Consider the following 25,500-nt stretch of genomic DNA (forward strand, 5'->3'; position numbering starts at 1 on the left):
CTACGGCGGGAAAGGCGGCCGTAGGCACCCCGGTTCACGCCTCCGGTGGGGGCGACACCGGTCCCGCCCGGTCCAGCAGTCCCGTCCGCGCCGCCAGGGCCGCCGCCTCCAGTCGGGAGCCGACGCCCAGCTTCATCAGGACCCGCTGGACGTGGGTGCGGGCCGTCGAGGGGGCGATGCCCATGCCCGCCGCGATCAGGCGGGTGTCCTCGCCGTCGGCGACGCGGACCAGGACCTCCACCTCCCTCGGGGTGAGCATCTGGAGCAGGCGCTGGCCCTCGTCGTCCGGCTGGGCCGCCGGGTTGAGCAACTCGCTGAAGGCCCCCTGGAGCAGTTGCGGGGCCACGGCCGCCTCACCCGCCCTCGCCTTCATGATCGCCCGCTCCACTCCCTCGATGCGCTCGTCGTGCCGGACATAGCCCGAGGCGCCCGCCGCGAACGCCGCTGCGATCCCCCGCGGGCTCGGCACGGGCCCCAGCACCAGCACCGCCACCTGCGGGCGCTCGCGCTTGATCTTCACCACCGGGTCGAACATCCCCGGCTCGGCCGGTGTCGCCGTCCCCAGCAGGCACACCTCCGGTGCCCTGGTGATCACCAGCTCCGCCGCCCCCGCGGCCGGTGCCGCCGCGGCCAGCACCCGGTGCCCACGCAGCTTCAATGCCGAGGCCAACGCCTCGGCGAGCAATCGGTGGTCGTCGACCACCATGAGCCGAACTCCCATCGAGCAACCCCCCAGTCCCCCCAATGGATCCCCACACACATCCCCAGGCGCACCCCCGTGGATGCCCCCGGAAGCTACACGCTTGTTCGACGTTGCGCTCCCCCTACTGGAGAGATGTGCCCCGGATCGCCGAAATTCCTCTCATTCGAGGGTGATGAGCGGTAAGTGAACGGCCCCGCCCCTGAACAGGGGCGGGGCCGTGGCCACAAGCGTTCGAGCTGCTCCTCGGCGGCTACTGCTTCGCGCCGAAAGCGATCACCAGATACTCCTCCTCGTCGGTGCTGCCGAGCTCACTGGCGAAGACGTCCGACATGAACAGGCGGCCCTGGCTGTAAAGGATCTCCGCGTAGTCGGGCAGCATGCTCCGCTCCACGTCCATCACCGACTTCGTGGCCGGGTTCTCCATCAGCTTGGTCTCCTTGAAGGAGCCGCCGTCGATGGAGACGACCTGGCCGCCCTTGTCGTACGGGCCGCGCTTGTACGCGATCAGGTTCGGGCCGTCCATGCGCAGCGGGACGAGCTCGTAGTCGTCACCGGCGTCGGCGCGCTGGCCGGTCTGCTTGCCGGTGGCCAGGTCGAAGGCGACGATCTCGTTGGTGTCGCTGTACTCGCCGGTGCCCTCGCGCTTCTCGGTCGGCAGATAGAGCCGGTCGTTGCCCACCGCGAGCAGACGGCACTCCTCGACCTTGGTGATGCCCTCGCAGGTGGCGTTGTACTGCTCGCCCGGCGCGGAGATCCGGGTGCGCAGCTTGCCGGTCTTGTTGTCGATCGAGAAGAAATCGGAGATACCGCTTCCGTCACCGGCGGAGTCACCGACGTCGGCGGCCACGACCAGCGGCTCGGTGGAGACCACGCTGGCGTACTCGATGCCCTTGGCCATCTTGTACGCCGAGATCACCTTGCCGGACTTCGGGTCGATGGTCTCGATGCTCAGCTGACGCTCGCCGTACTGACCGCACTTGCGCACCGCCACCAGCTTGGGGCCGCCCGCGTAACCGGCGTCGTAGCAGGTGTCGGTCGGCTTCGGCGCCCACAGCTGCTCACCGTTGGTGATGTCGAACGCGGCGCCGCCGCTGGTGCTGCCGACGGCGACCGTGCTCGCGCTGACGGTGACGTTGTCGAAGCTGATCGGCTCGGTACCGCTCTCCACGGTCTTCGTCCACAGCTTCCTGCCCGCGTCGAGGTCGATCGCCGCGACCTGGCTGCAGCCGTAGGAGGGCGTGGCCTTGGTCGGCATCTTCGGCTGGTAGGTGATGGCCGTCTTGTTGTCCTCGGTGGCGTGGTTGCTGCCCTGGCAGACCGGGCCGGGGAGCTTGATCGTCCAGATCTTGGTGCCCTTGTCAATGTCGTAGCCGACGACCTCGGCGACGCCGCTCTTGGCGTACACCTCGTCCGTGACCCAGGAGCCGGAGGTGGAGAAGGTGGACTTCACCTCGGGGGCCGGGACCTGGAAGAGCACCTCGGAGTTGGGATCGGCGGGCACCTTCTCCGTCGCCTTGCCGGAGGAGGTGCCGCCCGTGCCGCCGGTGTCGTCGCCCTTGTCGCCGCCACCGCCGGTGCCGCCGCTGGAGCTCGCGGTGTCGTCCTTGCCGCCGTCCTCACCGGAGGACGAGGCGTACCAGACGCCGCCGACGACGATCAGGGCGATGACCACGACGGCGGCCACGATGATGGCCAGCTGCGCGTTGAACTTCCGTCCGCCGCCCGGCTGTCCCGGCTGCGGCTGCATCGGCATGGTCGGCTGGCCGGGATAGCCGTAGCCGGGCTGCTGGCCGTACGGCGGGGTCGGCGGCTGGCCGTACGCCGGAGTGGCGGGCTGGCCCGGGTAGCCGTAGCCCGCGGGCTGCTGGGGATAGCCGTAACCCTGCGGGGGCGTGGGCGGCGGAGTGGGGGGCGCCGGAGGCTGCTGCGGGGCCTGGGGGGCGCCGAAACCGGGCTGCTGGGCGGGCTGTTGGGGCGCGCCGAAGCCGGGCTGCTGGGGGGGCTGGTCCTGGGGCGGGCCGAAGCCGGGCTGCTGGGGGGGCTGGTCCTGGGGCGCGCCGAAGCCGCCCTGCTGCGGGGGCTGGTCCTGGGGCGGGCCGAAGCCGCCCTGCTGCGGGGGCTGGTCCTGGGGCGGGCCGAAACCTCCCCCGGGCGGGGGCTGGTTGGGCGGCGGAGGGGGCTGGGTCATGGTGTGGCTACCTCGGAAGGGGGGACGGCTCGGAACGGGACGTGGGAGCGGCTCACTTGCCGAAGGCGAGCATCAGCTTCTCCTTCGTCTCGTCGCTGCCGGACAGGCGCGTGGTCGACAGGTAGAAGCGGCCGTCGATCCAGTCGTAGGTCCCGGAGTAGAAGCTGTCCTCGATGTCTGCGGTGCCCGCCGGGTTCTGGAGCAGCTTGGTCGGCGTGTGGCTGCTGCCCGCGGTCGGGATCGACACGACCTGGCCGCCCGACTCCCAGGACGGCTTGACGTAGGCGATGAGGTTTCCGCCCTCGGTCTTCAGCGGCATCATCGACTCCTCCGCCGGGGACTTCACGCGCCACTTCTCCTTGCCGTTGGCCAGGCTGATCGCGACGATCTCGTTGGCGCCGGTGGTGGCCTCGGTGGGCAGGTAGAGCGTCTTGCCGTCGGAGGCCACGCCGCTGCAGCCCCTCAGGTCACGCTGGAGGACGGCCCAGCCGCACTCGGGGGAGAAGCTCTCGTCGACGTCGACCTGCGAGGCGACGGAGCCGCCGGCGCCCAGCGTGGAGATGTTCCACGCGTTCTTCTTCTCGTTGGTGCTGTAGACGACCACCGGGTTCAGGGAGTAGACCCGCGCCACCGTCCAGCCCTTGTCGGGCTTCCAGGTCCACTTGACCTTGCCGGTCTTCGGGTCGAGCTCCTGGACCTCGTCGTGCTCGTTGTTGCCGCCCGCGCCGCAGGACGACACGGCGATCAGCTTCTCGCCGCCCGCGAAGGCGGCCGGGAAGCAGGCGTCGCCGTACTTCTTCTTGTCCCACAGCTTCTTGCCGGTGGTGACGTCGTACGCCGTGCCCGACTGCGAGCGGCCCACCATCAGCGTGTCGCCGGTGACGGACAACTCGATCTGGAGCGTGCTGTCGAAGAGTTCGCCGTCGGCGACCTCGCCCTTCCAGCCCTTCTCGCCCTTGTTCAGGTCGAGTTCCTGGAGCTGGTTGCACTCGGCGCGGTCGCTGCTGCCGCTCATGTACGCGATGACGACCTTGTCGTCGGCCGTCTTCTCCGGGGTGACCGCGCAGATCTTCTGCGGGAAGGTGATCGCGTCCCAGGCCGGGGCACCGTCACCGGTGTTGTAGGCGAAGACCTGCTTGTACGCCGCCTTCACCGCGGTCTTGTCGGTGATCCACATACCGGGGGCGTCGGCGCCGGAACCGGGCGCGTCGGGCGCCTCCTTGTACCAGAGCACCTTCGCCTCGCCGGCCTTGCGGCCCTCGTTGAGGTTCTCCGGGTCGTCGCCGCCGTCGCCGCTGCCGTCGCCGGGGTTGACCGGGTCGTCGGAGGCCTTGGGGTCGTCGCTCTTCTGCGCGACCGGCTTCTTCTTCTTTCCGCCGTCGTCCCCGCTCGTCACCGCGAACACGGTGCCGCCGATGACGAGCAGCGCCGCCACCGCGGCACCGATGACGAGGGCGGGCTTGCCCTTGAAGGGGTTGCGGGAGCCGGGCGGGGTGGGCGCGCCGGGGTACTGGGGCTGCTGCGGGTAGCCGTAGCCGGGCTGCTGGCCGTAGGGGCCGGGCTGCTGCTGGGGCTGACCGTAGGGACCTGAGGCGTACGGGCCGGGGGCGCCGTAGGGGCCGGGCTGCTGCGGCTGGGCGTACGGGCCCGGCTGCTGGGGTGCCTGGGGGTAGCCGTAACCGGGCTGGGGGGCGCCGGTCGGCGGCGGCGTCTGAGGCGGGCCCTGGGGCGGCGGCGGCGTCGGTGCGCCGAAGCCGCCCTGCGGCGGCGGGTCCTGCGGCGCGCCGAAACCGCCGTTCGGCGGCTGGTTGGGCGGCTGGCTCATCAGCGGTTCCCCCTTGTGACCGATGTGGCGCCGCGCTCTGTGGCGCTGCGTTTCCGCCACACCCGTTGTGTTCTCAGACGGTTCTCAGACGGCTCTTTCTATCACTCGGCACCGACAACCCACCGGGCCGGTCAACCCCTGTTCCCAAGGGACGACCGGCCCGTGATACCGCCGTTACGCGCCTTCACGCGCCCTTCACGCCGCTTACGCGTCCTCCGCCAGTTCCAGCCAGCGCAGCTCCAGCTCCTCGCGCTGTCCGGCCAAGTCCCGCAGCTCGGCGTCGAGTTCGGCCACCTTCGCGAAGTCCGTGGCGTTCTCGGCGATTTGGGCGTGCAGCTTGGTCTCCTTCTCGGAGACCTTGTCGAGCTGACGCTCGATCTTCTGCAGCTCCTTCTTGGCGGCGCGCTGGTCGGCGGCGCTCTTCTCGGGCACGGCCTTCTCGACGACCGGGGCCGCGGCGGCGGCCGCCTCCTCCATACGGTGGCGGCGCTCGATGTACTCGTCGATGCCGCGCGGCAGCATCCGCAGGGTGGCGTCGCCGAGCAGGGCGAAGACCCGGTCGGTGGTGCGTTCGACGAAGAACCGGTCGTGGGAGATGACGATCATCGAGCCGGGCCAGCCGTCGAGGACGTCCTCCAGCTGGGTGAGGGTCTCGATGTCGAGGTCGTTGGTGGGCTCGTCGAGGAAGAGGACGTTCGGCTCGTCCATCAGCAGCCGCAGCAGTTGCAGCCGGCGCCGCTCACCGCCGGACAGGTCGCCGACCGGCGTCCACTGCTTCTCCTTGTTGAACCCGAACGTCTCGCACAGCTGCCCGGCCGTCATCTCGCGCCCCTTGCCGAGGTCGACCCGTTCCCGCACCTGCTGCACGGCCTCCAGCACCCGAAGATTCGGGGCGAGTTCGGCGACCTCCTGGGAGAGGCAGGCGAGCTTGACGGTCTTCCCCACGGCGATACGGCCGCCCGCGGGCTGTACGTCGCCCTCGGTACGGGCCGCCTCGGCCATGGCGCGCAGCAGCGAGGTCTTCCCGGCGCCGTTGACGCCGACGAGACCGACGCGGTCGCCAGGACCGAGCTGCCAGGTGACGTGCTTGAGCAGCACCTTGGGACCGGCCTGGACGGTCACGTCCTCCAGGTCGAAGACGGTCTTGCCGAGCCGCGAGGAGGCGAACTTCATCAGCTCGCTGGTGTCCCGGGGCGGCGGCACGTCCTTGATGAGCTCGTTGGCGGCCTCCACGCGGAAGCGCGGCTTGGACGTCCGCGCGGGGGCGCCGCGGCGCAGCCAGGCCAGCTCCTTGCGGACGAGGTTCTGCCGCTTGGTCTCCTCGGTGGCGGCGATGCGCTCCCGCTCGGCACGCGCGAAGACGTAGTCGGAGTAGCCGCCCTCGTACTCGTGGACGTCGCCCTTCTGCACGTCCCACATGCGGGTGCAGACCTGGTCCAGGAACCAGCGGTCGTGGGTCACGCACACGAGCGCGGACCGGCGCTCGCGCAGATGCTGGGCGAGCCAGGAGATGCCCTCGACGTCGAGGTGGTTCGTCGGCTCGTCCAGGACAATCAGGTCCTGCTCCTCGATGAGCAGCTTGGCGAGCGCGATACGGCGCCGCTCACCGCCGGAGAGCGGTCCGATGACGGTGTCCAGGCCCTGCGGGAAACCGGGCAGGTCCAGGCCGCCGAAGAGCCCGGTCAGCACGTCCCTGATCTTGGCGTTGCCCGCCCACTCGTGGTCCGCCAGGTCCCGGATGACCTCGTGCCGCACGGTGGCGGCCGGGTCGAGGGAGTCGTGCTGGGTGAGCACGCCGAGGCGCAGCCCGCCGGAGTGGGTGACCCGGCCGGTGTCGGCGTCCTCCAGCTTGGCCAGCATGCGGATCAGGGTCGTCTTGCCGTCGCCGTTGCGGCCGACCACCCCGATCCGATCCCCTTCGGAGACGCCGAGGGAGACGCCGTCGAGCAGGGCACGGGTGCCGTACACCTTGCTGACGTTCTCGACATTGACCAGATTGACGGCCATTTCTCTCCTGCCCAGGGGGATCGATCGACCCTCCAGGGTAGTCCGCGGGCGAGTCCGGCGGACGCGGTGTCCGGCGACGCCCCTATGCGGAGACCACGGTGGCGCCCGGCGCGGGCCCCGTCGCCACCCGCACCGCCCGGCAGGTGCCGGACGAGCGCAGGGATTCGGCCACCTTCAGCGCCGACTCCGGGTCCCGCGCCAGGAACGCCGTCGTCGGGCCGGAACCGGAGACCAGTCCGGCGAGCGCCCCCGCGGAGCGGCCCGTGGCGAGGGTGTCGGCGAGCTCGGGGAACAGGGAGAGCGCGGCGGGCTGGAGGTCGTTGGAGACGGCCGCGGCGAGCGCGTCGGGGTCGCCCTCGGCGAGCGCGCCGAGGAGTTCCTCGGAGGCGACGGGCTCGGGGATGTCCAGGCCCTGCGCCAGCCGGTCGAACTCACGGAACACAGCCGGCGTCGACAGCCCGCGCGCGGCCATCGCGAACACCCAGTGGAAGGTCCCGCCGGTCTCCAGCGCGCGCAGCTTCTCGCCCCGCCCGGTGCCGAGCGCTGCCCCGCCCACCAGGCTGAACGGCACATCACTGCCCAGCTCGGCGCAGATGTCGAGGAGTTCGTCCCGGGAGGCGTTCGTGCCCCACAGCGCGTCGCAGGCGAGCAGGGCGCCCGCGCCGTCCGCGCTGCCGCCCGCCATGCCGCCGGCGACGGGGATGTCCTTGGTGATGTACAGATGCACGTCGGGGCGGATCCCGTAGCGCGCGGCGAGCGTCTCGGCCGCGCGGACGGCGAGGTTCGTACGGTCCAGGGGGACCTGGTCGGCGTCGGGGCCTTCGCAGGTGACGCGCGGGCCGCCCGCCGACGGGGCGACGGTGACCTCGTCGTACAGGCCGACCGCGAGGAAGACGTTGGCCAGGTCGTGGAAGCCGTCGGGGCGGGCGGCGCCCACCGCGAGCTGGACGTTGACCTTGGCGGGGACGCGGACGGTGACGCTCACTGGTGACGGGGCTCCTTGTTCTCGGCGTTCTCGGCGTTCTCGGCGTTCTCGGCGTTCTCGGCGATCCGCGCGAACTCCTCGACCGTGAGGGCCTCCCCGCGCGCCTGCGGCGAGACGCCCGCCGCGACGAGCGCCGCCTCGGCGGCCGGCGCGGACCCCGCCCACCCGGCGAGCGCGGCCCTGAGCGTCTTGCGCCGCTGCGCGAACGCGGCGTCGACGACGGCGAACACCTCCTTCTTGGAGGCGGTGGTCTTGATCGGCTCGCTCCGGCGGACCAGCGAGACAAGACCGCTGTCGACGTTCGGCGCCGGCCAGAAGACCTTGCGGCCGATGGCTCCGGCCCGCTTGACCTCGGCGTACCAGTTCGCCTTCACGGACGGCACGCCATACACCTTCGACCCGGGCGGCGCGGCGAGCCGGTCGGCGACCTCCGCCTGCACCATCACGAGCGTGCGCTCGATGCTCGGGAAGGTGTCGAGCATGTGCAGCAGCACCGGTACGGCGACGTTGTACGGCAGGTTCGCCACCAGCGCGGTCGGGGCGGGGCCCGGCAGCTCGGTGACGTGCATCGCGTCGGAGTGGACCAGCGCGAACCGGTCGGCGCGGCCGGGCATCCGGGCGGCGACGGTGGCGGGCAGCGCGCCCGCGAGGACGTCGTCGATCTCCACGGCGGTGACCCGGTCGGCCACCTCCAGCAGCGCGAGCGTGAGCGAACCGAGCCCCGGCCCGACCTCCACCACCACGTCGTCGGGCCGGACATCCGCGGTACGGACGATACGGCGCACGGTGTTCGCGTCGATCACGAAGTTCTGGCCACGCTGCTTGGTGGGCCGCACACCGAGCACCTCCGCGAGTTCACGGATGTCGGCGGGGCCCAGAAGGGCGTCGGGGGTGGGGCTGCTGCTCACGGGACAAGGGTACGGGCCGCGAGGGCGGCGACCTCACCCCCGCAGCCGCGCCCCGCAGTGCGGCCAGGGGCTCGCTCCCCGCTGTACGTACAGCTTCTTCGCGCGCAGGGTCTGCTCCGACGGCGGTGCGTCCTGGGGCCGCCCGCTCCCGCCGAGGCTCCGCCAGGTCTGTGTGTCGAACTGGTACAGCCCGCCGTACGTCCCCGAGGGGTCCACCGCGTTGGCCCGCCCGCCCGATTCGCACGCCGCGAGACCCTGCCAGTTCAGATGGTCCGCGCCCTGCACGGAGGTCGGCATGGGCTTGGACCCCACCTTCACCACCTGCGTCCTGGGCTCGCGCACCACCTCGCTCTTGATCAGCCGCGGCTTCTGCTTGACGCCGTTGACGGTGCGCAGGGAGTACGTGACCCGCCGCAGCCCCGGCTGTCCCGCACGCTCGACGACCTCGGTCCCCCGGAACAGCGACGCGTCCCCGGTCCGCCGCACGGCGAAGGGGATCTCCTCCTCGCGGACCTCCTTGGTGCCGGTGATCCGCAGCACGGTCACCGTCTGCCCGTCGCGCGGGAAGCTCCCGAGCGGGACGGAGGTGGTGTCCTGTCCGCGCAGGGTGATCCCGGCCTCCTCGACCACCTCCCGCACGGTCGCCGCGTTGGTGCGGACGGTGCGGGCGCGGCCGTCCGCCATGATCGTCACGGAGCGCTCGGTGCGGACATCCAGCGCGAGCCCGGCGCGTCCGATGCGTGTGGAGCGCGCGGCGGACAGATACGCCCCCTCCGCGCGCACTCCCCACTGTGCGAGCGCCTCCTCCACCGTGCGCGCCGTAGTCCACACCTCGCGCCGGTGACCGTCGATCGTGAGCCGCACGGGGCGCCCGTAGCGCACCGCGACCTCGTCACCGCTGCTGAGCTCGGTACCGGGGGCGGGCGCGACCACGTCGTTGGCCCCCACCTCGACGCCCTCCTGCGCGAGCAGCTCGGTCACATCGTCGGCGAAGGTGTGCAGGGTGCGCGGCCGGCCGTCGACGCTCAGCTCGATCGCCTTGTCCTTGGCGACGAAGGCGGTGGTGCCGCCCGCGAGGAACGCGACCACCAGCGCCTGCGGCAGCAGTCGGCGCACGGAGCCGTCCGCATGCCCGGCGTACCGGCCTTTGCGCCGACGCGCACCCCGTCGCGCCGCCCCGGCGCGCGCCACGGGCGCGAGCTCCTCCTCTACCGGCGCCGGCCACGGCTCGTACGTGCCGGCCACCCCGTACCCCAACGTCTCCGCGCCGTGCAGATCACCGGGAGGCGCGCCGAATCCGCCGTATGCCTGCGGCGGGTACGTCTCGTACTGCGACTTGCTGCTCACGTCGCCACGCTCCAGAGGTCCAGAGGGGTCCCGATCGGGCCCCCAGAACCTAGCGGAGCGAGTGTCACTCTCCAAAGCGGCGCGGCTACGCACCGTCGCGACGGCGTCGGGCGTCAGCAGCCGAAGGCGCGCGCCGTGTTCGCGCCCAGGGCCGTCGCCAGCGCGTCCTCCCCGATCCCGCGCACCGCGGCCATCGCGCGCACCGTGACCGGAATGAGATACGGGGCGTTGGGCCGTCCGCGGTAGGGAGCCGGCGTCAGGAAGGGCGCGTCGGTCTCCACCAGGAGCAGCTCCAGCGGGGCCACGGCCACCGCGTCCCGCAGGTGCCGGGCGTTCTTGAAGGTGACGTTGCCGGCGAAGGACATGAAGTATCCGGCCGCGGCGCAGATCTCCGCCATCTCGGCGTCGCCCGAGTAGCAGTGGAAGACGGTGCGCTCCGGCGCGCCCTCCTCCTTCAGCACCCGCAGCACGTCCGCGTGCGCGTCGCGGTCGTGGATGACCAGCGCCTTGCCGTGCCGCTTGGCGATCTCGATGTGGGCGCGGAAGGAGCGCTCCTGCGCCTCCTTGCCCTCGTCGCCGGTGCGGAAGTAGTCGAGGCCCGTCTCGCCGACCGCCTTCACGTGCTCCAGCGCGGCCAGCCGGTCGATCTCGGCGAGCGCCGCGTCGAGCCCCGCGTCGCCGCCCGGCTCGCGCGCCCCCTGGCGGGACCAGCCGTCGGGGTCGCCGTGAACGATGCGCGGGGCCTCGTTGGGGTGCAGGGCGACGGCCGCGTGCACGTTCGCGAACACCGCCGCCGTGTCCGCCGCCCACTGCGAGCCGCGTACGTCACAGCCGACCTGCACGACGGCCGTCACGCCGACCGACGCGGCCTTCGCGAGTCCTTCCTCCACCGTGCCGGACTGCATGTCGAGGTGGGTGTGGGAGTCGGCGACGGGCACCCGGAGCGGTTCCGGGAGCGGCGGCGCCGCGTTCCGGTCGGTCTTGTCGGTGGAGGAAGGCATGCCCCGATCCTACGAAAGGGTCACACCGAGCCCCTCAGCTCGCCCGGCGCTGGAAGGGGTGCAGGAGATCGGACAGATGCCAGTGGTGGCGTTCCTCGGAGGGCTCCCCGTGCGCCGCCTCGCGCACCGACGAGACCTGCCCCGCGCGCATGATCCGTACGACATGGCCGTCGCAGTTCTGGCACGCGGGCCGGCTCAGCGGGGACGGGACGACCTTGCCGTTCGCCACGTACAGGACGAACTCCTGCCCCTCGGCGTCCGTGTGGTGCTCTATCTCGTACGACTGTTCCCAGCCGTGCCCGCAGCGCATGCAGGCGAAGGAATACGACTCGTGGACGACGGGGGTCGCCGCGGTGCGGAGACGGGTCTGCCCTGCGATCTCACTCATGCCGGCTCCAGTTGGTCCGCTGGTGGGGCGGGTTGCCCCTGTGCCCAGTGGACTCCTCGCCCAGGGCGCAGGCACGCGAACTGTGCACTGTTGGCCGCGCCTTGGACGTTCCTTGCCGAAACGCCCGTGCCGCTTTACCCCGGCATGACGAGGCGTCACCGGCTCTTTGCCGCCACCACCGCGTCGAAGACGACCCTCTTCGGCAGCCCCGCCTCCGCCGCCACCGCCGCGATGGCCTCCTTGCGCCGTTCGCCCGCCTCCTCGCGCACCCGTACCCGGCGCACCAGCTCCTCGGGTCCGATCTCCTCGGGGCCCTTCTCCGGCGCGCCCTCCACGACGACGGTGATCTCCCCGCGCACGCCCTCGGCCGCCCAGGCGGCCAGCTCGGCCAGCGGGCCGCGCTTGACCTCCTCGTACGTCTTGGTCAGCTCCCGGCACACGGCGGCCCGCCGCTCGTCGCCGAAGACGGAGGCCATCGCGGCGAGGGTGTCGTCGAGCCGGTGCGGGGCCTCGAAGTAGACGAGCGTGCGCCGCTCCTCGGCGACCTCCTTGAGGCGTGAGAGCCGCTCGCCCGCCTTGCGCGGCAGGAACCCCTCGAAGCAGAACCGGTCGACGGGCAGCCCGGACAGCGCGAGCGCGGTGAGCACGGCCGAGGGCCCGGGCACGGCGGTGACCTTGACGTCCCGCTCGACGGCCGCGGCGACCAGCCGGTACCCGGGGTCGGACACCGACGGCATCCCGGCGTCCGTGACAAGAAGCACACGCGCCCCGCCCAGCAGCTCGTCGACGAGTTCGGGCGTACGGGCGGACTCGTTGCCCTCGAAGTAGGAGATGACCCGCCCCTTGGGCGTGACGCCCAGCGCCTGGGTCAGCCGGCGCAGCCGCCGGGTGTCCTCGGCCGCGACGACGTCGGCGCCGGCGAGCTCCTCGGCGAGCCGGGGCGGAGCGTCCGTGATGTCGCCGATCGGCGTGCCTGCCAAAACAAGGGTTCCTGTCACGTTTCCATCCTCGCAGGCGCCATGCGCGGGACTCCCACAGAAGGGTTCCCTACGATGGCGCGGTGACCAGTACAGCGTCGTCCATGGACTCCACGGACACCCGGCAGGGCCAGGCGCCGCAGGACCAGCGGCCCTCGTGGCAGCAGCGGCTGCGCCGATTCGGATACACGGCGGGGCCAAGAACCGATGTCCGCGACCGGCTGGTGCCGCCGTATGCGCAGCCCAGCCCGCGTCTGTGGGCGGTGCTCGGGCTGCCGCCGACCCTCGCCGACCGGCTGGTGCGCTGGTCGGGCTGGGGCGGTCCGCTGCTGGTCACCCTGCTCGCCGGGGTGCTGCGGTTCTGGAACCTGGGCAGCCCGAAGGCGGTGATATTCGACGAGACGTACTACGCGAAGGACGCCTGGGCGCTCGTCCACCGCGGGTTCGAGGTCAACTGGGACAAGAACGCCAACGACCTGGTCCTGTCCATGGGCGACAAGGTCCGGATCCCGTCGGACGCGGCGTACGTCGTGCATCCGCCGGTCGGCAAGTACGTCATCGGGCTCGGCGAGCTGATGTTCGGGTTCGACCCGTTCGGCTGGCGGTTCATGACCGCGCTGCTCGGCACGCTGTCCGTGCTGATGCTGTGCCGCATCGGCCGCCGGATCTTCCGCTCCACCTTCCTGGGGTGCCTGGCGGGCGCCCTGATGGCGGTGGACGGGCTGCACTTGGTGATGAGCCGCACGGCGCTGCTCGACGGCGTGCTGATGTTCTTCGTGCTGGCCGCGTTCGGCGCTCTCGTCATCGACCGCGACAAGGCGCGCGAGAGGCTCGCGGCGGCGCTGCCCGCGGACGCCGACGGCCGCGTCCGCCCGGACGCGCACACCGCGGAGACCCTGAGCCTGGGCCGGCGTCCCTGGCGCTGGACGGCGGGCCTGATGCTGGGCCTTGCCATCGGCACCAAGTGGAACGGCCTGTACATCCTGGCCGCGTTCGGCCTGCTCACAGTCCTGTGGGACGTCGGCTCCCGCAAGGTGGCGGGCGCCCGCCACCCGCACATGGCGGTGCTCAAGCACGACCTGGGCTTCGCCTTCCTTGCCACGGTCCCGGTCGCGATCATCACGTACATCGTGTCCTGGACCGGCTGGATCCTCTCCCCCACGGACGGCTCCGGCGGCTACTACCGCAACTGGGCCGCCACCGACGGCAAGAACAGCGACTGGTCGTGGCTCTTCCCCGACTGGTGGCGCAGCCTGTGGCACTACGAGTCCCAGGTCTACGAGTTCCATGTCGGCCTGTCCTCGCCGCACACGTACGAGTCCAACCCATGGAGCTGGCTGGTCACCGGCCGCCCGGTGTCGTTCTTCTACGAGTCCCCCGCGCCCGGCAAGGACGGCTGCCCGGCCGACGCGGGCGAGAAGTGCGCGCGCGAGGTGCTGGCGATCGGCACGCCACTGCTGTGGTGGGCGGCCGCCTTCGCGGTGCTGTACGTCCTGTGGCGCTGGTTCTTCCGCCGCGACTGGCGCGCGGGCGCCATCGCCTGCGGTATCGCGGCCGGTTATCTGCCCTGGTTCATGTACCAGGAGCGCACGATCTTCTTCTTCTACGCCGTCGTCTTCCTCCCCTTCCTGTGCCTGGCCGTCGCGATGCTGCTCGGCGCGATCGTCGGCCCACCGAAGTCGAGCGAGACCCGCCGGGTGGCGGGCGCGACCGGCGCGGGCGTGCTGGTGCTGCTGATCGCCTGGAACTTCATCTATTTCTGGCCACTGTTCACGGGGACGGCGATCCCGATAGACGACTGGCGATCGCGGATGTGGCTGGATACCTGGGTATAGCAACAATCGGGGAAACACCCGCCCCCGCTGTCACACCCTCCCCTTACAGTGCGAAGACCAATGGGGAAACGGGGAGGGGACGGCCCGATGGGCAAGGGGGTGAAGGTCACCGTCATCGGCGGAGTGTTCGCGGTGATGGTGGGCGGTGCCGGATACGGCGCGTACAACGTCGTATCCGCGCTGAACGGGGACGGGGGCGGGCCCGCGGCTGTGAAGACCGGGCCGCCGAGCGGGGGCGAGGTCGAGGAGACCTCCGAGAAGTTCTTCGCGGCCTGGGAGCGGGGGCAGGCGGCCGAGGCGGCGGCGTACACCGACTTCGCCCAGGCCGCCGAGCCGCTGCTGACCGCGTACGGGCAGGACGCGCACATCACGGACGTGAAGATCACGCCGGGGGAGGCGAACGGCGGGGTCGTGCCCTTCTCGGTCGAGGCGAAGGTGTCGTACGACGGGACATCCAAGCCGCTCAGCTACGACAGCGAGCTCAAGGTCGTGCGGGGCAAGACCTCCGGGAAGGCGCTCGTCGACTGGGATCCGGCCGTGATCCATCCGGAGCTGAAGAAGGACGACACCCTCGTCACCGGTGAGTCGAAGAGCGCGCCCATCGAGGCCGTGGACCGCGACGGCCAGGTGCTGACGAAGGCGGAGTACCCCTCCCTCGGCCCGGTCCTGGACACCCTGCGCGAGCGCTACGGCGACAAAGCCGGCGGCACTCCGGGTGTCGAGCTGGTGATCAGGCACGCGGCCGAGGGCGTCGCCGACACCCCGCTGCTCACCCTCGCCGAGGGCAAGGCGGGCAAGCTGCGCACCACGCTCAGCGCGGGTGTGCAGGCGGCGGCCGAGAAGGCGGTGAAGAGCTACGCCGAGTCGTCGGTGGTGGCCGTCAAGCCGAGCACGGGCGAGGTGCTGGCGGTGGCGAACCACCGCAAGGACGCGTTCAACGCCGCCTTCGAGGGCCGGGTCGCGCCCGGCTCCACGATGAAGATCATCACGGCGGCGATGCTGATCGACAACGGTGTCGCCTCGATGAACGGCCCGGCGCCGTGCCCGGACACCGCCACCTGGCAGAGCCAGACGTTCAAGAACCTCCCGGGTCTGCAGGCCGACATGAGCGCCACGCTCGCCGACACCTTCATGCGCTCCTGCAACACCGGCTTCATCAAGCTCGTGGACGAGGACCCGCTCACCGACGCCTCCCTGATGGCGGAGGCGCAGGAGGCGTTCGGGCTCGGCAAGGACAACTGGAAGACCGGCATCTCCTCCTTCGACGGCAGCGTGCCCGCCTCGACAGGCCCGGACCGGGCGGCCAACGCCATCGGCCAGGGCCAGGTCCAGATGAGCCCGCTGAACATGGCGTCCGTCACAGCCACCGCGATCACCGGAACCTTCCGGCAGCCGTATCTCGTCTCCCCCGACCTGGACGGCCGTGAACTGGCCACCGCCAAGGGTCTGGAGGCGAGCACCGCGTATCAGCTCAAGCAGATGATGCGGCTCACGGCGACCCAGGGCACGGCCCGGGACGTGATGTCCGGGCTCGGCGGTGACACAGGCGCGAAGACGGGCTCCGCGGAGGTGGACGGACAGACCGCGAACAGCTGGTTCACCGGGTTCCGGGGCGATGTCGCCGCGGCGGCGATGAGCGTGTCCGGCGGACGCGGCGGCGAGGCTGCGGGCCCGATCGTGAAGGCCGTGCTGGCGGCGGGTGGCTGAAGTCACCCGATGAGGACGGGACTCTAGGGTGGTGCCGTCGTTGGGCTGACGGGGACCCTGGGGAATCGCGGAGGAACGGACAACAGTGGGCAAGAGGAAGCGCGTCGCCGAGCGACGGAAGACGAGTCCCGCCGTGCTGGTCGGCGGGACGATCGCCGTGGTCGTCGTCGGCGCCGGGATCGGCGGGTACGCGCTGTACGGCGGCTCGTCGGCGGCCGATGACCGTACGCAGTCGGCGACCGCCGACGACAAGGCGGTCAAGACGGGCCCGCTGTCCGCCAAGGAGGTCGCCACCGCCTCCCGTGCCTTCCTCACCGCCTGGCAGCAGGGCAAGGTCACCGAGGCCGCCGCGGCCACCGACGACGCGACGGCGGCCCGCAAGCTGCTCACCGGCTACACCAAGGACGCCCGTATCCAGGGCGTCACGCTCACCGCGGGCACCCCCACCGGCGCCGAGGTCCCCTTCTCCGTCAAGGGCACGGTGACGTACGACAAGCTCAGCGAGCCGCTGACGTACGACAGCGCCCTGACCGTCGTACGGCGCGAGGCGGACGGCGAGCCGGTCGTCGCCTGGCAGGCGTCCGTCGTGCATCCGGACCTCAAGGACGGCGACACCCTGGTCACCGGGGAGTCGGGGACCCCGCCCGTCAAGGCGCTCGACCGGGACGGGGGCGAGCTGACCACCGCAAAGTACCCCTCGGTGGGCGCGATCCTGGACTCGCTGCGCGAGAAGTACGGCAAGTCCGCCGGCGGCAAGGCGGGCATCGAGCTGCGGGTGGTCCGCGGCAAGGGATCCAAGTCGGCCGACAAGACGGTGCTGGAGCTCAGCAAGGGCACGCCGGGCACGGTGAAGACGACACTGAGCCCCGCCCTCCAGGCCGCCGCCGAGGACCAGGTCGCCAAGAAGGCCCGCTCCTCGGTGGTCGTGCTGCGCCCCTCCACCGGCGAGATCCTGGCCGCCGCGAACGCCTCCAAGGGCTTCAACACCGCCTTCCAGGGTTCCCTCGCGCCCGGCTCCACCATGAAGGTCATCACCTCCTCGCTCCTCATCGAGAAGAAGCTCGCCTCGGCGAACAAGGCGCATCCGTGTCCGAAGTACTTCAGGTACGGAGGCTGGAAGTTCCAGAACAACGACAAGTTCGAGATCAAGGGCGGCACCTTCAAGGCGAGCTTCGCGCGCTCCTGCAACACCGCCTTCATCAGCCAGGCGCCCAAGCTGGACGACGACAGCCTGACCAAGCACGCCCAGCAGGTGTTCGGGCTCGGCCTGAACAACTGGTCCGTGGGCGTCTCGACCTTCGACGGCGCCGTCCCGGTGCAGTCGCAGGCGCAGATGGCGGCCGAGCTGATCGGCCAGGGCGGGGTGCGGATGAACCCGCTGAACATGGCGTCGGTGTCCGCGACGGTGAAGTCCGGCGTCTTCCGCCAGCCCTACCTGGTCTCCGCCGAGGTGGACGGCCGCAAGCTCGCGACGGCCTCGCGCACGATGTCCTCGGGCACGCTCTCGCAGCTGCGCGAGCTGATGGCCTACACGGCGGCCTACGGCACGGCGGCCGAGGCGATGTCCGGGGTCAGCGGTGACGTCGGCGCGAAGACCGGCTCGGCGGAGGTCGACGGTCAGAAGAAGCCGAACGGCTGGTTCACCGCGTACCGGGGCGACCTCGCGGCCGCGGGCGTGGTCCAGGCGGGCGGCCACGGCGGTGAGACTGCGGGGCCGATCGTGGCGGCGCTGCTGAAGCTGGGCGGCTGAGGCCGGGCTGCCGGGCGGCCGCTCAGCCGCGTACAACGGGCTGGGCGGCCGCCATGTAGGTGCGGCGCAGGAAGCGCAGCAGCGACTTCGTCTCGAACTGCACGACCGAGACGCCGTGGTCGGAGTGGAACTCCACCACCGCCTGCACCCGGCCGCACGGCCACACCCGTACCTCGCCGCTGCCGGCGGGGGCGCGCAGGCCCTGCTCCAGCAGGGACCGGTCGCAGGTCCATTCGTGCGCCCCGGGCAGCCCGAAGCGCACCTCGCGGGGGTCGCGCTCGGGGTCGTAGCGCAGGATCACGGGTATCGCGCCGCGATCCTCCTGCACCTCGACGTCCTCGTCCGTGACGATGTGGGCTCGTGCGTACTGCTCGACTACGGACATCGGACGGCCCCTTACGCTGAGCGACCTGTGCGAAAGCTGTGAATCCGCTTCCTCTCCAATGTCGCACATTTCCCGCGGGGCGCCGCTCGGGCCGAAGACTCTGCGCCGGTTGTTCCATGTCACACGCTCTTGCAAGCCCTTCGCAACAAGCCGCTGTCATCGAACGGTGCATGTGCCTGACGGATTCGTGGACGCCCCCACCTCGGTCGCGACCAGCTCTTCATGCCGACGGTCCGCGAGGACGTGGCCTTCGCTCCCGCGCCGGCCGGGCTGGCGCCGAGCTGGAGGAGCGCGTGGACCGGGCGCTCGCGCGGGTCGGCATGGCGGAGTTCAAGGAACGGCCGCCGCACCATCTCTCCTTCGGACAGCGCCGCCGGGTGGCCGTGGCGACGGTGCTGGCGATGGAGCCGGAGATCCTGGTGCTGGACGAGCCGTCCTCCAACCTCGACCCCGCCTCCCGTCGCGAACTGGCCGACATCCTGCGCTCGTTGGACGTGACGGTGCTCATGGTCACCCACGACCTGCCTGCCCTACGCCTGATGCGCGCGCACCGGCTGGAGCTGCCCTTCGGTTTCGACCCGCGTTTCCGTCCCTGCCGCTCCCGGCCGTCCGTGACAATGGGCGCGTGAGAGACGACGAGGCCCCTGGGTCCCTGCTGCTCGACGAGCAGCTGTGCTTCGCGCTGTACGCGGCCCAGCGCGCGGTGACGGCCGCGTACCGGCCGCTGCTCGACGAGCTCGGTCTGACGTATCCGCAATATCTGGTCCTGCTGGTGCTGTGGGAGCGGGGCGAGACGACGGTGAAGGAGCTGGCGGGGGCGCTCCGGCTGGACTACGGCACGGTGTCGCCGTTGCTCAAGCGGCTGGAGAGCGCGGGGCTCGTACGGCGGGAGCGCGCGACGGGCGACGAGCGCTCGGTGCTCGTCGCGTGCACGGGGCGCGCGGAGGAACTGAGAGAGCGCGCGGCGCGCGTACCGGGCGCCCTGCTCGCGGCGACGGAGCTCGGCGGGGCGGAGATCGCGCGGTTGCGCGAGGAGTTGTGGAGGCTCGCGGAGAAGGCGCAGGCGGCGGCGGACCGCGCGCGCTGAGTCTTCCGCACCCCGCGCCCCGCGCCCCGCGCCCCGCACCCCGCGCCCCGCGCCCCGCGCCCGATCCGACGTTACCCACGGTTGCCACCCCCTGCTCACACCTGCCTCCCTACCGGCCAGTACCTTGTGCACGATGCACTTGTGTGCACTCTTTCCCGGGGGAGGACGACCATGACCGAGGACACCGCTGTCGACACGCGTCCCACGAAGATCATGTACGTCGCGGAGGCCACCGCGCACGGCGGCCGGGACGGCTATGTGACCAGCCAGGACGGCCAGTTGCAGCTGCGGGTCGCGATGCCGCCCCAGCTCGGCGGCGACGGCAACGGCACCAACCCCGAGCAGCTGTTCGCCGCCGGCTACAGCTCCTGCTTCCACAACGCGCTGGTCCTGGTGGGCCGCAGGGCCGGTTTCGACCTGTCCGCTTCCACGGTCGCCGCGAAGGTCGGCATCGGCCCCAACAAGCAGCAGGGCTACGGACTCGCGGTCGCCCTGAGCGTCTCCCTGCCGGTACTGGACGCGGACATGGCCGCCAAGCTGGTCGACGCCGCCCATGAGGTCTGCCCGTACTCGAACGCGACCCGCGGCAACATCGACGTGACGATCCTGCTCGGCTGAGGCCGAGCCGGGCTCCGCAACCCTCCGAGGACCGTCCACACCCCGTCCACAGCATGCGCATGGCACGACTACCTCACGGCGGAGGTCCCGACGGGCATCTCGGGGGCCGCCGAGAAGAATGCGACGGCGGCGGCGATGCCGGCTGGGGCACCATGACCGAGTCGGCCCGCGTCCTCGCCGGTTCCGTCCGGGGGAGACGGAGTCGTCCTCGGCGAGAGCGGCGTACGCGGCGGCGAGACCGCTGCCGAGCCGAGGAATCGCAGGCGCCGGGCGGTTGTTGCACGCGCTGTCGCAGGCAGGCGGAGAGGATGTACGGGCGTGGATGTGAACGGCACGGTCGCCGACGGGTTCGAGCCGGTCAGGGAGGCGTTCGCACGGAACTTCGACGCGCTGGGTGAGCGGGGCGCGGCCGTCTCCGTCTACCGGGACGGGCGCCCGGTCGTGGACCTGTGGGGCGGCACCCGGGACATCGACGGCACGGCTCCCTGGCAGCGCGGCACCGCGCAGGTCGTGCGCTCGGCGACCAAGGGCGTCGCCGCCGCCGTACCCCTTCTGCTGCGTCAGCGGGGGCTGCTGGACGTGGACGCGCCGGTGGGTGAGTACTGGCCGGAGTTCAAGGCGCGGGGCAAGGAGCGGGTGCTGGTCCGGCAGTTGCTCAACCACCGGGCCGGGCTGCCGGTGCTCGACCGTCCGCTCACGCCGGAAGAGGCGCTCGACCCGGCCAGGGGGCCCGAGGCGGTCGCCGCGCAGGCCCCGGCGTGGGAGCCGGGGAGCGACCATGGCTATCACGCGCTGACCTACGGCTGGATGCTGGACGAGCTGGTGCGCCGGGTGACCGGGCAGGGCGCCGGCGAGTGGATCGCGGCGGAGATCGCCGGGCCGCTGGGCGCCGACTTCTGGCTGGGGCTGCCGGCCGCGGAGGAAGCCGCGGGGCGGGCGGGCCGGGTCGGCCGTGTCGAGGGGCCCGAGCCCTCCTCCGGGGCGGTTCTGCGGGCCCGGCCCAAGCGTTCGGTCACCGAGGCCTACGCGGACCCCGGCTCCCTCACCCGCCGGGCCTTCGCCGCGATCACTCCCTTCCCGGACCAGAACGACCCGGCATACCGGGCGACCGCGCTGCCCGCCACCAACGGCATCGCCACGGCCGACGGGCTCGCGCGCGTCTACGCCGCCCTGATCGGCGAGGTCGGCGGGGTCCGCCTCTTCGACGAGGCCACGGGGGCGCTCGCCCGCACGGAGGAGTCGGCCGGTCCTGACCGGGTCCTGGTCGTGAACACCCGCTTCGGCCTCGGGTTCATGCTGCACGGCAGCGCGTCCCCGTTCCTCTCCCCCGACTCCTTCGGCCACCCCGGCCGCGGCGGCTCCCTGGGCTTCGCCGACCCGGCCTCGGGCATCGCCTTCGGCTACGTCACCAACGGCTTCCGCAAAACGGTGACAGCGGACCCCCGCGCCCAGGCACTGGTCCGCGCGGTACGAGAGTCACTCACGCGGGGCCTGTAGCCCTTCACGGGCGCCCCGTCGGGATTCGGCCGGCCCGGTGCGGACGGTTGCCCGCCCGGGTCGCGGCGAGCGCGTTCACGTCCGGCGCGCAATCTCTTCCGCGCACCCCGGGCCCGGGGCAGCGCCCCTGCGCGGCGCGCACGCATTTCCGCGCGCAGCAATCCGCACGCCCCCGCGCCAACCGCTCACGCCAGGCGCGCGAGCCGGGCCCGCGCGCCTCAGCGCTCTCTCATACATGGATCGGGTGCGAAGTCCGCCCCGACACCGCGTCGATCTCCCCATGCGCCTTCGTCAGGAGTTGCATGGCGAGTTCGTTCAGTGCCCGTGCGCCCGCGATCTCCTCACCGACGCGTGGCTGATTCGCGTCGGTGTGGTGCCGGCTTGCGTGGCCCTGGGCCCGGACCTCGGTGCCATCGGGCAGGCGTACCAGCGCCGCCGCTCGCGTGTGCTGGTCGTCCTCGCTGAACTCCATCTCGACGTGCCATCCCACTGCGGTGTGCATCATGACGATCACCTCCGGAACACTTGCTTCCAGGGTGCTCCTTCAGCCACGTTCCACACCACCGCAACCGCACGGAATGGGCGGCGGGTTCCGGGGCGTTGAGTGGATCATGACGTCTGACGAGCGCACGATCACCAACCCGGCCACGCTCCACGACCCCACCCCCTTCGGCTACAGCCACGCCGTCTCCGCCCCCGGCGAGATCGTCCACATCGCCGGCCAGTACGCCTCCGACTCCTCCGGCGCCCCCGTACCCGGCGACTTCGCCACCCAGGTGGAGCTCGCCCTCGACCGGCTGCGCTCGGCGCTGGCCGGGGTGGGCCTCGACTTCGAGCACGTCGTGCGGCTCGGCACCTTCGTCGTGGACCACGACCCGGGGAAGCTGAGGGTGCTCGGCAAGGCGCTGAGCGCCCGTTTCGGCGACCGTCTCCCCGCCCAGACCCTGGTCGGGGTGGCCTCCCTCGCCCTGCCCGGGATGCTCTTCGAGGTCGACGCGGTGGCCGTCAGGCCCGGCACCGGCTCCTAACCCGCCCGCAGCATCAGCCCGATCCCCACCACCATCAACCCCGCCGCCACGATCCGCGGCGCCCCGAACCTCTCCTTGAAGAACACGGCGCCGATCGCCGCCCCGACGATGATCGATGTCATACCCGGCTCATACAGTATTTGGCATGAGTCGATCAAAGTTAGCGAGGGCAGCCGTCACGCCGGGCGAGCCCGCAGCGATCTACTGCCGTATCTCGCACTCCAAGGACGAGGATCAGACCGGAGTCGACCGGCAGGAACGCATCTGCCGAGAGATCGCCGAGCGACTTCAGCTCCGTGTCGAGTCTGCCCACGTCTACGTCGACAACAACCGTTCGGCATGGCAGCGCAACCGCAAGCGGCCGGGGTGGGAAGAGATGCTGGAGGCGATGGGGGAAGGGGAGATCCGGCACGTCATCGTCTACCACCCCGACCGCCTCATGCGGCAGCCAAAGGATCTTGAAGAGCTGCTCTCCATAGCCGACGACAAGCGGATCCTCCTGCACGGCGAAGCGAACCGGCGCGATCTTTCGGACCCCGACGACAGGTTCATCCTGCGCATCGAGGTGGCCCACGCGTGCCGCTCTTCTGATGACACGTCCCGACGGCTGAAAGACGCCCTGAAGGACAAGGCGCGCGAGGGCACACCGCACGTGGGCAACCGCCCGTACGGCTACACCAGCGACGGCCGCGCGATCATCGAAGAGGAAGCGAAGATCGTCCGCGAGGTCTTCCGCCTCTACCTGGATGGCGAGTCACCCCAGCACATCGCCGAGCACCTGACCCGGCGGGGCGTGACCACGTCCAAGGGCAAGACATGGCAGCCCGACAACGTTCGTCATCTGCTGTCGTCCAACTTCGTGGCAGGCGTGCGGATCCACCAGGGCGAAGAGGTGGGGGTTGGGACGTGGCCCGCCATCATCGACCGAGGCCAGTGGGACGAGGTCCAGCGGCTCAGGCAGTACCGGGCCGAGCGCTCCAGGGACAAGCAGCAGCGACCGACCCGGCGCTACCTTCTGCGGGGAGTCGCGACGTGCTCATGCGGGGCACGCATGGCTGGCACGAACAGCGGCCGTTACGCCTACTACCGGTGCACCCGCGCTGACGAGACCAGCCAGACCAAGTGCAACCGTTCCGTCTCGGCCGGACCTCTCGAAGCCTTTGCGCGGGACGTGGCGATCAAAGTGCTGACCAAACTGGACACGTCGGGCCGCGAGCCCGCCACGACCACCCGCCCTGAGGCTGACGTTCTCGCGGACGAGAAGGACCGGGCGAGGCTGGAGGAGCTCAAAGAGCTGTGGCTCAACGATGACGATTTCACGACCGCCGACTTCCAGTCCATGCGTGCGCCCATCCTCAAGCGGATGAAGGAGCGCCAGCGGAAGACCGTCAAACGACCGATCGTCGTCCTGGAGGGGATCGCCGGACCGGACGCCGAAGCCAATTGGGAGAGGCTGGAGAAAGAGGAGGACTACGCGCGCATGAACGCGATCTACCTGTTCCTGTTCGCCGCCGTGGTCGTCCGACCTCCGACGAGGAAGGGCAGGGGGTTCGACACCGACCGAGTGGACATCAAGCCGAACCCGCTGGACTAGGAATCCTTCCGAGCAGGGCCGAGGAGCCGCGCGAGTCGCGCAGCGCTCTTCGGCCCTATTCGTGTGGGGAACTTGGCCGCCTGGCGCTCGACGGCCCGAACCCACTGCTCGCTCTGGCGTCTCGTCACCGGGGCGCCTCACGCTCTTCTCGGGCGATCTCGCGGTTCGAGGCGATGTCTTCGGCGACTCCAGCAGCCAGGAGCGCGGCACCGGGGGTGTGGCCGGAGCCGATGTAGCGCCAGCGGGCATCGGTGACCGTGTCGGGGATGTCGGCGTGGCCTACATGGCGGGCGCGCTCGGCACGCAGAGCCGCGTATGTGGTCGAGTAGGCGCGGGACTTGGTCAGGATGTGCCCCCGGTAGCCGAGAGTGTGAGCCCAGGCCCGGAAACGGAGGGGCGCATACTCAGGCAGCCCCCCGAGGCGCCAGCAGGCGCGCATGAGGGTGCGGACGTGTGCGCTCACGGGTGCGGACTCGATGTCGGCCCAGGTGGTGAGCGGGTAGTCGGTGCCAGCGCCTGTCTCGGTCGCGCCCTTGGTGACGTATTTGGCGACGTACGCGGCGACGGCGTCATCGTCGGGGCCGTCGCCGTTGGCGCGTAGGGGGCGAGCGTCGACCTGGGCGCCCCAACGGAGGTCGAGTTCCCCGACGGCCGGGCTGTGAGGGGTGCGGACCAGGACCCGTCCGGCCGATGCCCGTACGGCATCGATGAGCACGTCCGTCGTGCCCCAGGGCGGGGGTTCGTCGTCTGGTCCGTTCGGGCCGTCGAGGCGGACGATGGCGTGCACGTGGACGGCCGCCCGCTTCTGGTATTCGGCGACGCGGGCGAAGGACACCCGGGCGTGCTGGGCGAAGCGGGACTGTACGAGCCCGGCGGAGGAGGCGAGGCGCCGCCTCACGTCGATGACGAAGCGGTCCCAGAGCTTGGAGGCGTGGGCGTGCCACAGCACGTGGCCGGTGTAGTCGTAGCAGTCGGAGCAGAGCGGTTGGCCGACGGCCAGAGCGTCGGGGGCGTGGACGCCGCCGCAGCCGAGGGAGCGGCCGTGCTCGCAGGCGCCACCGTCTCGGCGAGGACGGCACACCTCACCGGACCGGTGGACCGGGCCGAACGAGGGGGCGGTGAGGGTGACGAAGAGCCGGGGCCGGTCGCGGACCGACGCAGGGACGTTCTTGCCGCCGAGGAGGCCTGCGCGGACGAGGTGGAAGGTGTCTCCGGCGTGCAGACGAGAGCAGGCCGGGCAGATGGTGGCGCGTCGGTTGCGGCAGCGGACGAGGAGGCGTTCACCGGGTTCGGTACGGGTGTCGTAGTGGTGGAGGATCTCGCCGGTTGCACCGTCCAGGGTGGTGGTCGAGCCGGTTAGGTGGACGGGGTGGGAGCAGCCGCCGGTGGCGGTGATCTGCTCCAGCCAGCGCGGGAACTGCGGGTCTTGGGCGAGGCGTATCGCGTCGCGGTCTGCTTCGGAAAGCTGACGCAGGCGCGCCGCGCGGTCGAGAACGGCGCGCCTGTCAGCCGGGGTGAACTCCGGGGTGATGGTGGTGACCTTCCGGGGTGGGCCGCCGAAGCGGCACGGTCGATGGGTGGTGGCGCCTGGTCGCTCATGGGTTGGCTCCCTTGCTGTTCAGGTGTGGTGTGGCGGGGTATCAGCGGATGGTTCCGGTGCCCCGGCAGAC

General features: G+C 71.2%; 21 protein-coding genes and 2 pseudogenes. 9 read left to right on the forward strand and 14 right to left on the reverse strand.

Annotated elements, in window-relative coordinates; translation table 11 throughout:
* Nucleotides 1-34: 34 nt before the first annotated feature.
* The 10 genes from RMT89_RS12555 to rsmI form a co-directional block, all read right to left on the reverse strand.
* Nucleotides 35-721 carry a response regulator transcription factor gene (locus RMT89_RS12555; RefSeq protein ID WP_315883787.1) on the reverse strand — a complete coding sequence of 229 codons (687 nt, stop codon included), beginning with the start codon at nt 719-721 and terminating at the stop codon, nt 35-37.
* Between the two features lie 232 nt (nt 722-953).
* On the reverse strand, nt 954-2,891 hold the full coding sequence (locus RMT89_RS12560; RefSeq protein WP_315883788.1) for a PQQ-binding-like beta-propeller repeat protein: 1,938 nt from the start codon (nt 2,889-2,891) through the stop codon (nt 954-956).
* A 52-nt stretch (nt 2,892-2,943) separates the two neighbouring features.
* Nucleotides 2,944-4,716: a PQQ-binding-like beta-propeller repeat protein gene (locus tag RMT89_RS12565; protein ID WP_315883789.1), complete on the reverse strand. Its 1,773-nt coding sequence runs from the start codon at nt 4,714-4,716 to the stop codon at nt 2,944-2,946.
* Nucleotides 4,717-4,920: 204 nt separating this feature from the next.
* Entirely contained in the window at nt 4,921-6,723 is a 1,803-nt protein-coding gene (locus tag RMT89_RS12570) for an ABC-F family ATP-binding cassette domain-containing protein (RefSeq protein ID WP_315883790.1), read from the reverse strand.
* Nucleotides 6,724-6,805: 82 nt separating this feature from the next.
* On the reverse strand, nt 6,806-7,708 hold the full coding sequence (locus tag RMT89_RS12575; RefSeq protein ID WP_315883791.1) for a 4-(cytidine 5'-diphospho)-2-C-methyl-D-erythritol kinase: 903 nt from the start codon (nt 7,706-7,708) through the stop codon (nt 6,806-6,808).
* Nucleotides 7,705-8,616 carry a 16S rRNA (adenine(1518)-N(6)/adenine(1519)-N(6))-dimethyltransferase RsmA gene (gene rsmA, locus RMT89_RS12580; protein WP_315883792.1) on the reverse strand — a complete coding sequence of 304 codons (912 nt, stop codon included), beginning with the start codon at nt 8,614-8,616 and terminating at the stop codon, nt 7,705-7,707. The genes RMT89_RS12575 and rsmA overlap by 4 nt, the downstream gene beginning before the upstream one ends.
* Nucleotides 8,617-8,649: 33 nt before the next feature.
* Nucleotides 8,650-9,963: a ubiquitin-like domain-containing protein gene (locus tag RMT89_RS12585; RefSeq protein WP_315883793.1), complete on the reverse strand. Its 1,314-nt coding sequence runs from the start codon at nt 9,961-9,963 to the stop codon at nt 8,650-8,652.
* A gap of 113 nt (nt 9,964-10,076) precedes the next feature.
* The gene (locus tag RMT89_RS12590; protein WP_315883794.1) at nt 10,077-10,964 is read right to left on the reverse strand and encodes a TatD family hydrolase; all 888 of its coding nucleotides are present in this window, start codon (nt 10,962-10,964) and stop codon (nt 10,077-10,079) included.
* Between the two features lie 34 nt (nt 10,965-10,998).
* Complete coding sequence (locus RMT89_RS12595; RefSeq protein WP_315883795.1) at nt 10,999-11,352, reverse strand: hypothetical protein; 354 nt, start codon at nt 11,350-11,352, stop codon at nt 10,999-11,001.
* A 155-nt stretch (nt 11,353-11,507) separates the two neighbouring features.
* The gene (rsmI, locus tag RMT89_RS12600; RefSeq protein WP_315883796.1) at nt 11,508-12,350 is read right to left on the reverse strand and encodes a 16S rRNA (cytidine(1402)-2'-O)-methyltransferase; all 843 of its coding nucleotides are present in this window, start codon (nt 12,348-12,350) and stop codon (nt 11,508-11,510) included.
* A gap of 62 nt (nt 12,351-12,412) precedes the next feature.
* Here rsmI and RMT89_RS12605 point away from each other — a divergent pair, with 62 nt between their 5' ends.
* The 3 genes from RMT89_RS12605 to RMT89_RS12615 all read left to right on the forward strand — a co-directional run bounded on the left by RMT89_RS12605 (nt 12,413) and on the right by RMT89_RS12615 (nt 17,621).
* On the forward strand, nt 12,413-14,164 hold the full coding sequence (locus tag RMT89_RS12605) for a phospholipid carrier-dependent glycosyltransferase (protein ID WP_315883797.1): 1,752 nt from the start codon (nt 12,413-12,415) through the stop codon (nt 14,162-14,164).
* Nucleotides 14,165-14,251: 87 nt separating this feature from the next.
* Entirely contained in the window at nt 14,252-15,871 is a 1,620-nt protein-coding gene (locus RMT89_RS12610) for a penicillin-binding transpeptidase domain-containing protein (protein WP_315883798.1), read from the forward strand.
* Nucleotides 15,872-15,956: 85 nt separating this feature from the next.
* Nucleotides 15,957-17,621: a penicillin-binding transpeptidase domain-containing protein gene (locus RMT89_RS12615; RefSeq protein ID WP_315883799.1), complete on the forward strand. Its 1,665-nt coding sequence runs from the start codon at nt 15,957-15,959 to the stop codon at nt 17,619-17,621.
* Between the two features lie 22 nt (nt 17,622-17,643).
* Here RMT89_RS12615 and RMT89_RS12620 read toward each other — a convergent pair whose 3' ends face one another.
* Nucleotides 17,644-18,006: an SsgA family sporulation/cell division regulator gene (locus RMT89_RS12620; protein WP_315883800.1), complete on the reverse strand. Its 363-nt coding sequence runs from the start codon at nt 18,004-18,006 to the stop codon at nt 17,644-17,646.
* A 210-nt stretch (nt 18,007-18,216) separates the two neighbouring features.
* Between RMT89_RS12620 and RMT89_RS12625 the strand changes: the two are divergent.
* The 4 genes and pseudogenes from RMT89_RS12625 to RMT89_RS12640 form a co-directional block, all read left to right on the forward strand.
* A pseudogene (locus RMT89_RS12625) lies at nt 18,217-18,635 on the forward strand (energy-coupling factor ABC transporter ATP-binding protein); the annotation flags it as partial.
* Nucleotides 18,632-19,093, forward strand: a complete 462-nt coding sequence (locus tag RMT89_RS12630; RefSeq protein ID WP_315883801.1) for a MarR family transcriptional regulator — start codon at nt 18,632-18,634, stop codon at nt 19,091-19,093. The pseudogene RMT89_RS12625 and the gene RMT89_RS12630, both read left to right, overlap by 4 nt.
* Before the next feature lie 171 nt (nt 19,094-19,264).
* Nucleotides 19,265-19,711 carry an organic hydroperoxide resistance protein gene (locus tag RMT89_RS12635; RefSeq protein WP_315883802.1) on the forward strand — a complete coding sequence of 149 codons (447 nt, stop codon included), beginning with the start codon at nt 19,265-19,267 and terminating at the stop codon, nt 19,709-19,711.
* Nucleotides 19,712-20,029: 318 nt separating this feature from the next.
* Nucleotides 20,030-21,208 carry a serine hydrolase domain-containing protein gene (locus RMT89_RS12640; protein ID WP_315883803.1) on the forward strand — a complete coding sequence of 393 codons (1,179 nt, stop codon included), beginning with the start codon at nt 20,030-20,032 and terminating at the stop codon, nt 21,206-21,208.
* 229 nt (nt 21,209-21,437) lie between these two features.
* Here the strand turns inward: RMT89_RS12640 and RMT89_RS12645 are convergent, their stop codons facing one another.
* Nucleotides 21,438-21,713: a DUF1876 domain-containing protein gene (locus RMT89_RS12645; RefSeq protein WP_315883804.1), complete on the reverse strand. Its 276-nt coding sequence runs from the start codon at nt 21,711-21,713 to the stop codon at nt 21,438-21,440.
* A 106-nt stretch (nt 21,714-21,819) separates the two neighbouring features.
* On the opposite strand from RMT89_RS12645, the gene RMT89_RS12650 reads away from it, so the two are divergent.
* Nucleotides 21,820-22,236 (forward strand): RidA family protein, encoded by a 417-nt coding sequence (locus RMT89_RS12650; protein WP_315883805.1) that lies wholly within the window; start codon nt 21,820-21,822, stop codon nt 22,234-22,236.
* On the opposite strand, the pseudogene RMT89_RS12655 reads toward RMT89_RS12650, so the two are convergent.
* A pseudogene (locus RMT89_RS12655) lies at nt 22,233-22,355 on the reverse strand (EamA family transporter); the annotation flags it as partial. The gene RMT89_RS12650 and the pseudogene RMT89_RS12655 overlap by 4 nt on opposite strands.
* Here RMT89_RS12655 and RMT89_RS12660 point away from each other — a divergent pair.
* Nucleotides 22,352-23,830, forward strand: coding sequence for a recombinase family protein (locus RMT89_RS12660; protein WP_315883806.1), 1,479 nt, complete (start codon nt 22,352-22,354; stop codon nt 23,828-23,830). The pseudogene RMT89_RS12655 and the gene RMT89_RS12660 sit on opposite strands and share 4 nt — an antisense overlap.
* Before the next feature lie 124 nt (nt 23,831-23,954).
* On the opposite strand, the gene RMT89_RS12665 is transcribed toward RMT89_RS12660, so the two are convergent.
* Nucleotides 23,955-25,304, reverse strand: a complete 1,350-nt coding sequence (locus tag RMT89_RS12665; RefSeq protein WP_315883828.1) for a replication initiator — start codon at nt 25,302-25,304, stop codon at nt 23,955-23,957.
* Between the last annotated feature and the right edge of the window lie 196 nt (nt 25,305-25,500).

Source organism: Streptomyces sp. P17, assembly GCF_032436805.1.
Lineage (GTDB): Bacteria > Actinomycetota > Actinomycetes > Streptomycetales > Streptomycetaceae > Streptomyces.

Bases quoted from the DNA above. Each gene is read 5' to 3' on its own strand.
- RMT89_RS12555 (WP_315883787.1), bottom strand. From the start codon at position 721: ATGGGAGTTCGGCTCATGGTGGTCGACGACCACCGATTGCTCGCCGAG.
- RMT89_RS12560 (WP_315883788.1), bottom strand. From the start codon at position 2,891: ATGACCCAGCCCCCTCCGCCGCCCAACCAGCCCCCGCCCGGGGGAGGT.
- RMT89_RS12565 (WP_315883789.1), bottom strand. From the start codon at position 4,716: ATGAGCCAGCCGCCCAACCAGCCGCCGAACGGCGGTTTCGGCGCGCCG.
- RMT89_RS12570 (WP_315883790.1), bottom strand. From the start codon at position 6,723: ATGGCCGTCAATCTGGTCAATGTCGAGAACGTCAGCAAGGTGTACGGC.
- RMT89_RS12590 (WP_315883794.1), bottom strand. From the start codon at position 10,964: ATGCCTTCCTCCACCGACAAGACCGACCGGAACGCGGCGCCGCCGCTC.
- RMT89_RS12595 (WP_315883795.1), bottom strand. From the start codon at position 11,352: ATGAGTGAGATCGCAGGGCAGACCCGTCTCCGCACCGCGGCGACCCCC.
- RMT89_RS12610 (WP_315883798.1), top strand. From the start codon at position 14,252: ATGGGCAAGGGGGTGAAGGTCACCGTCATCGGCGGAGTGTTCGCGGTG.
- RMT89_RS12620 (WP_315883800.1), bottom strand. From the start codon at position 18,006: ATGTCCGTAGTCGAGCAGTACGCACGAGCCCACATCGTCACGGACGAG.
- RMT89_RS12635 (WP_315883802.1), top strand. From the start codon at position 19,265: ATGACCGAGGACACCGCTGTCGACACGCGTCCCACGAAGATCATGTAC.
- RMT89_RS12645 (WP_315883804.1), bottom strand. From the start codon at position 21,713: ATGATGCACACCGCAGTGGGATGGCACGTCGAGATGGAGTTCAGCGAG.
- RMT89_RS12650 (WP_315883805.1), top strand. From the start codon at position 21,820: ATGACGTCTGACGAGCGCACGATCACCAACCCGGCCACGCTCCACGAC.
- RMT89_RS12660 (WP_315883806.1), top strand. From the start codon at position 22,352: ATGTCATACCCGGCTCATACAGTATTTGGCATGAGTCGATCAAAGTTA.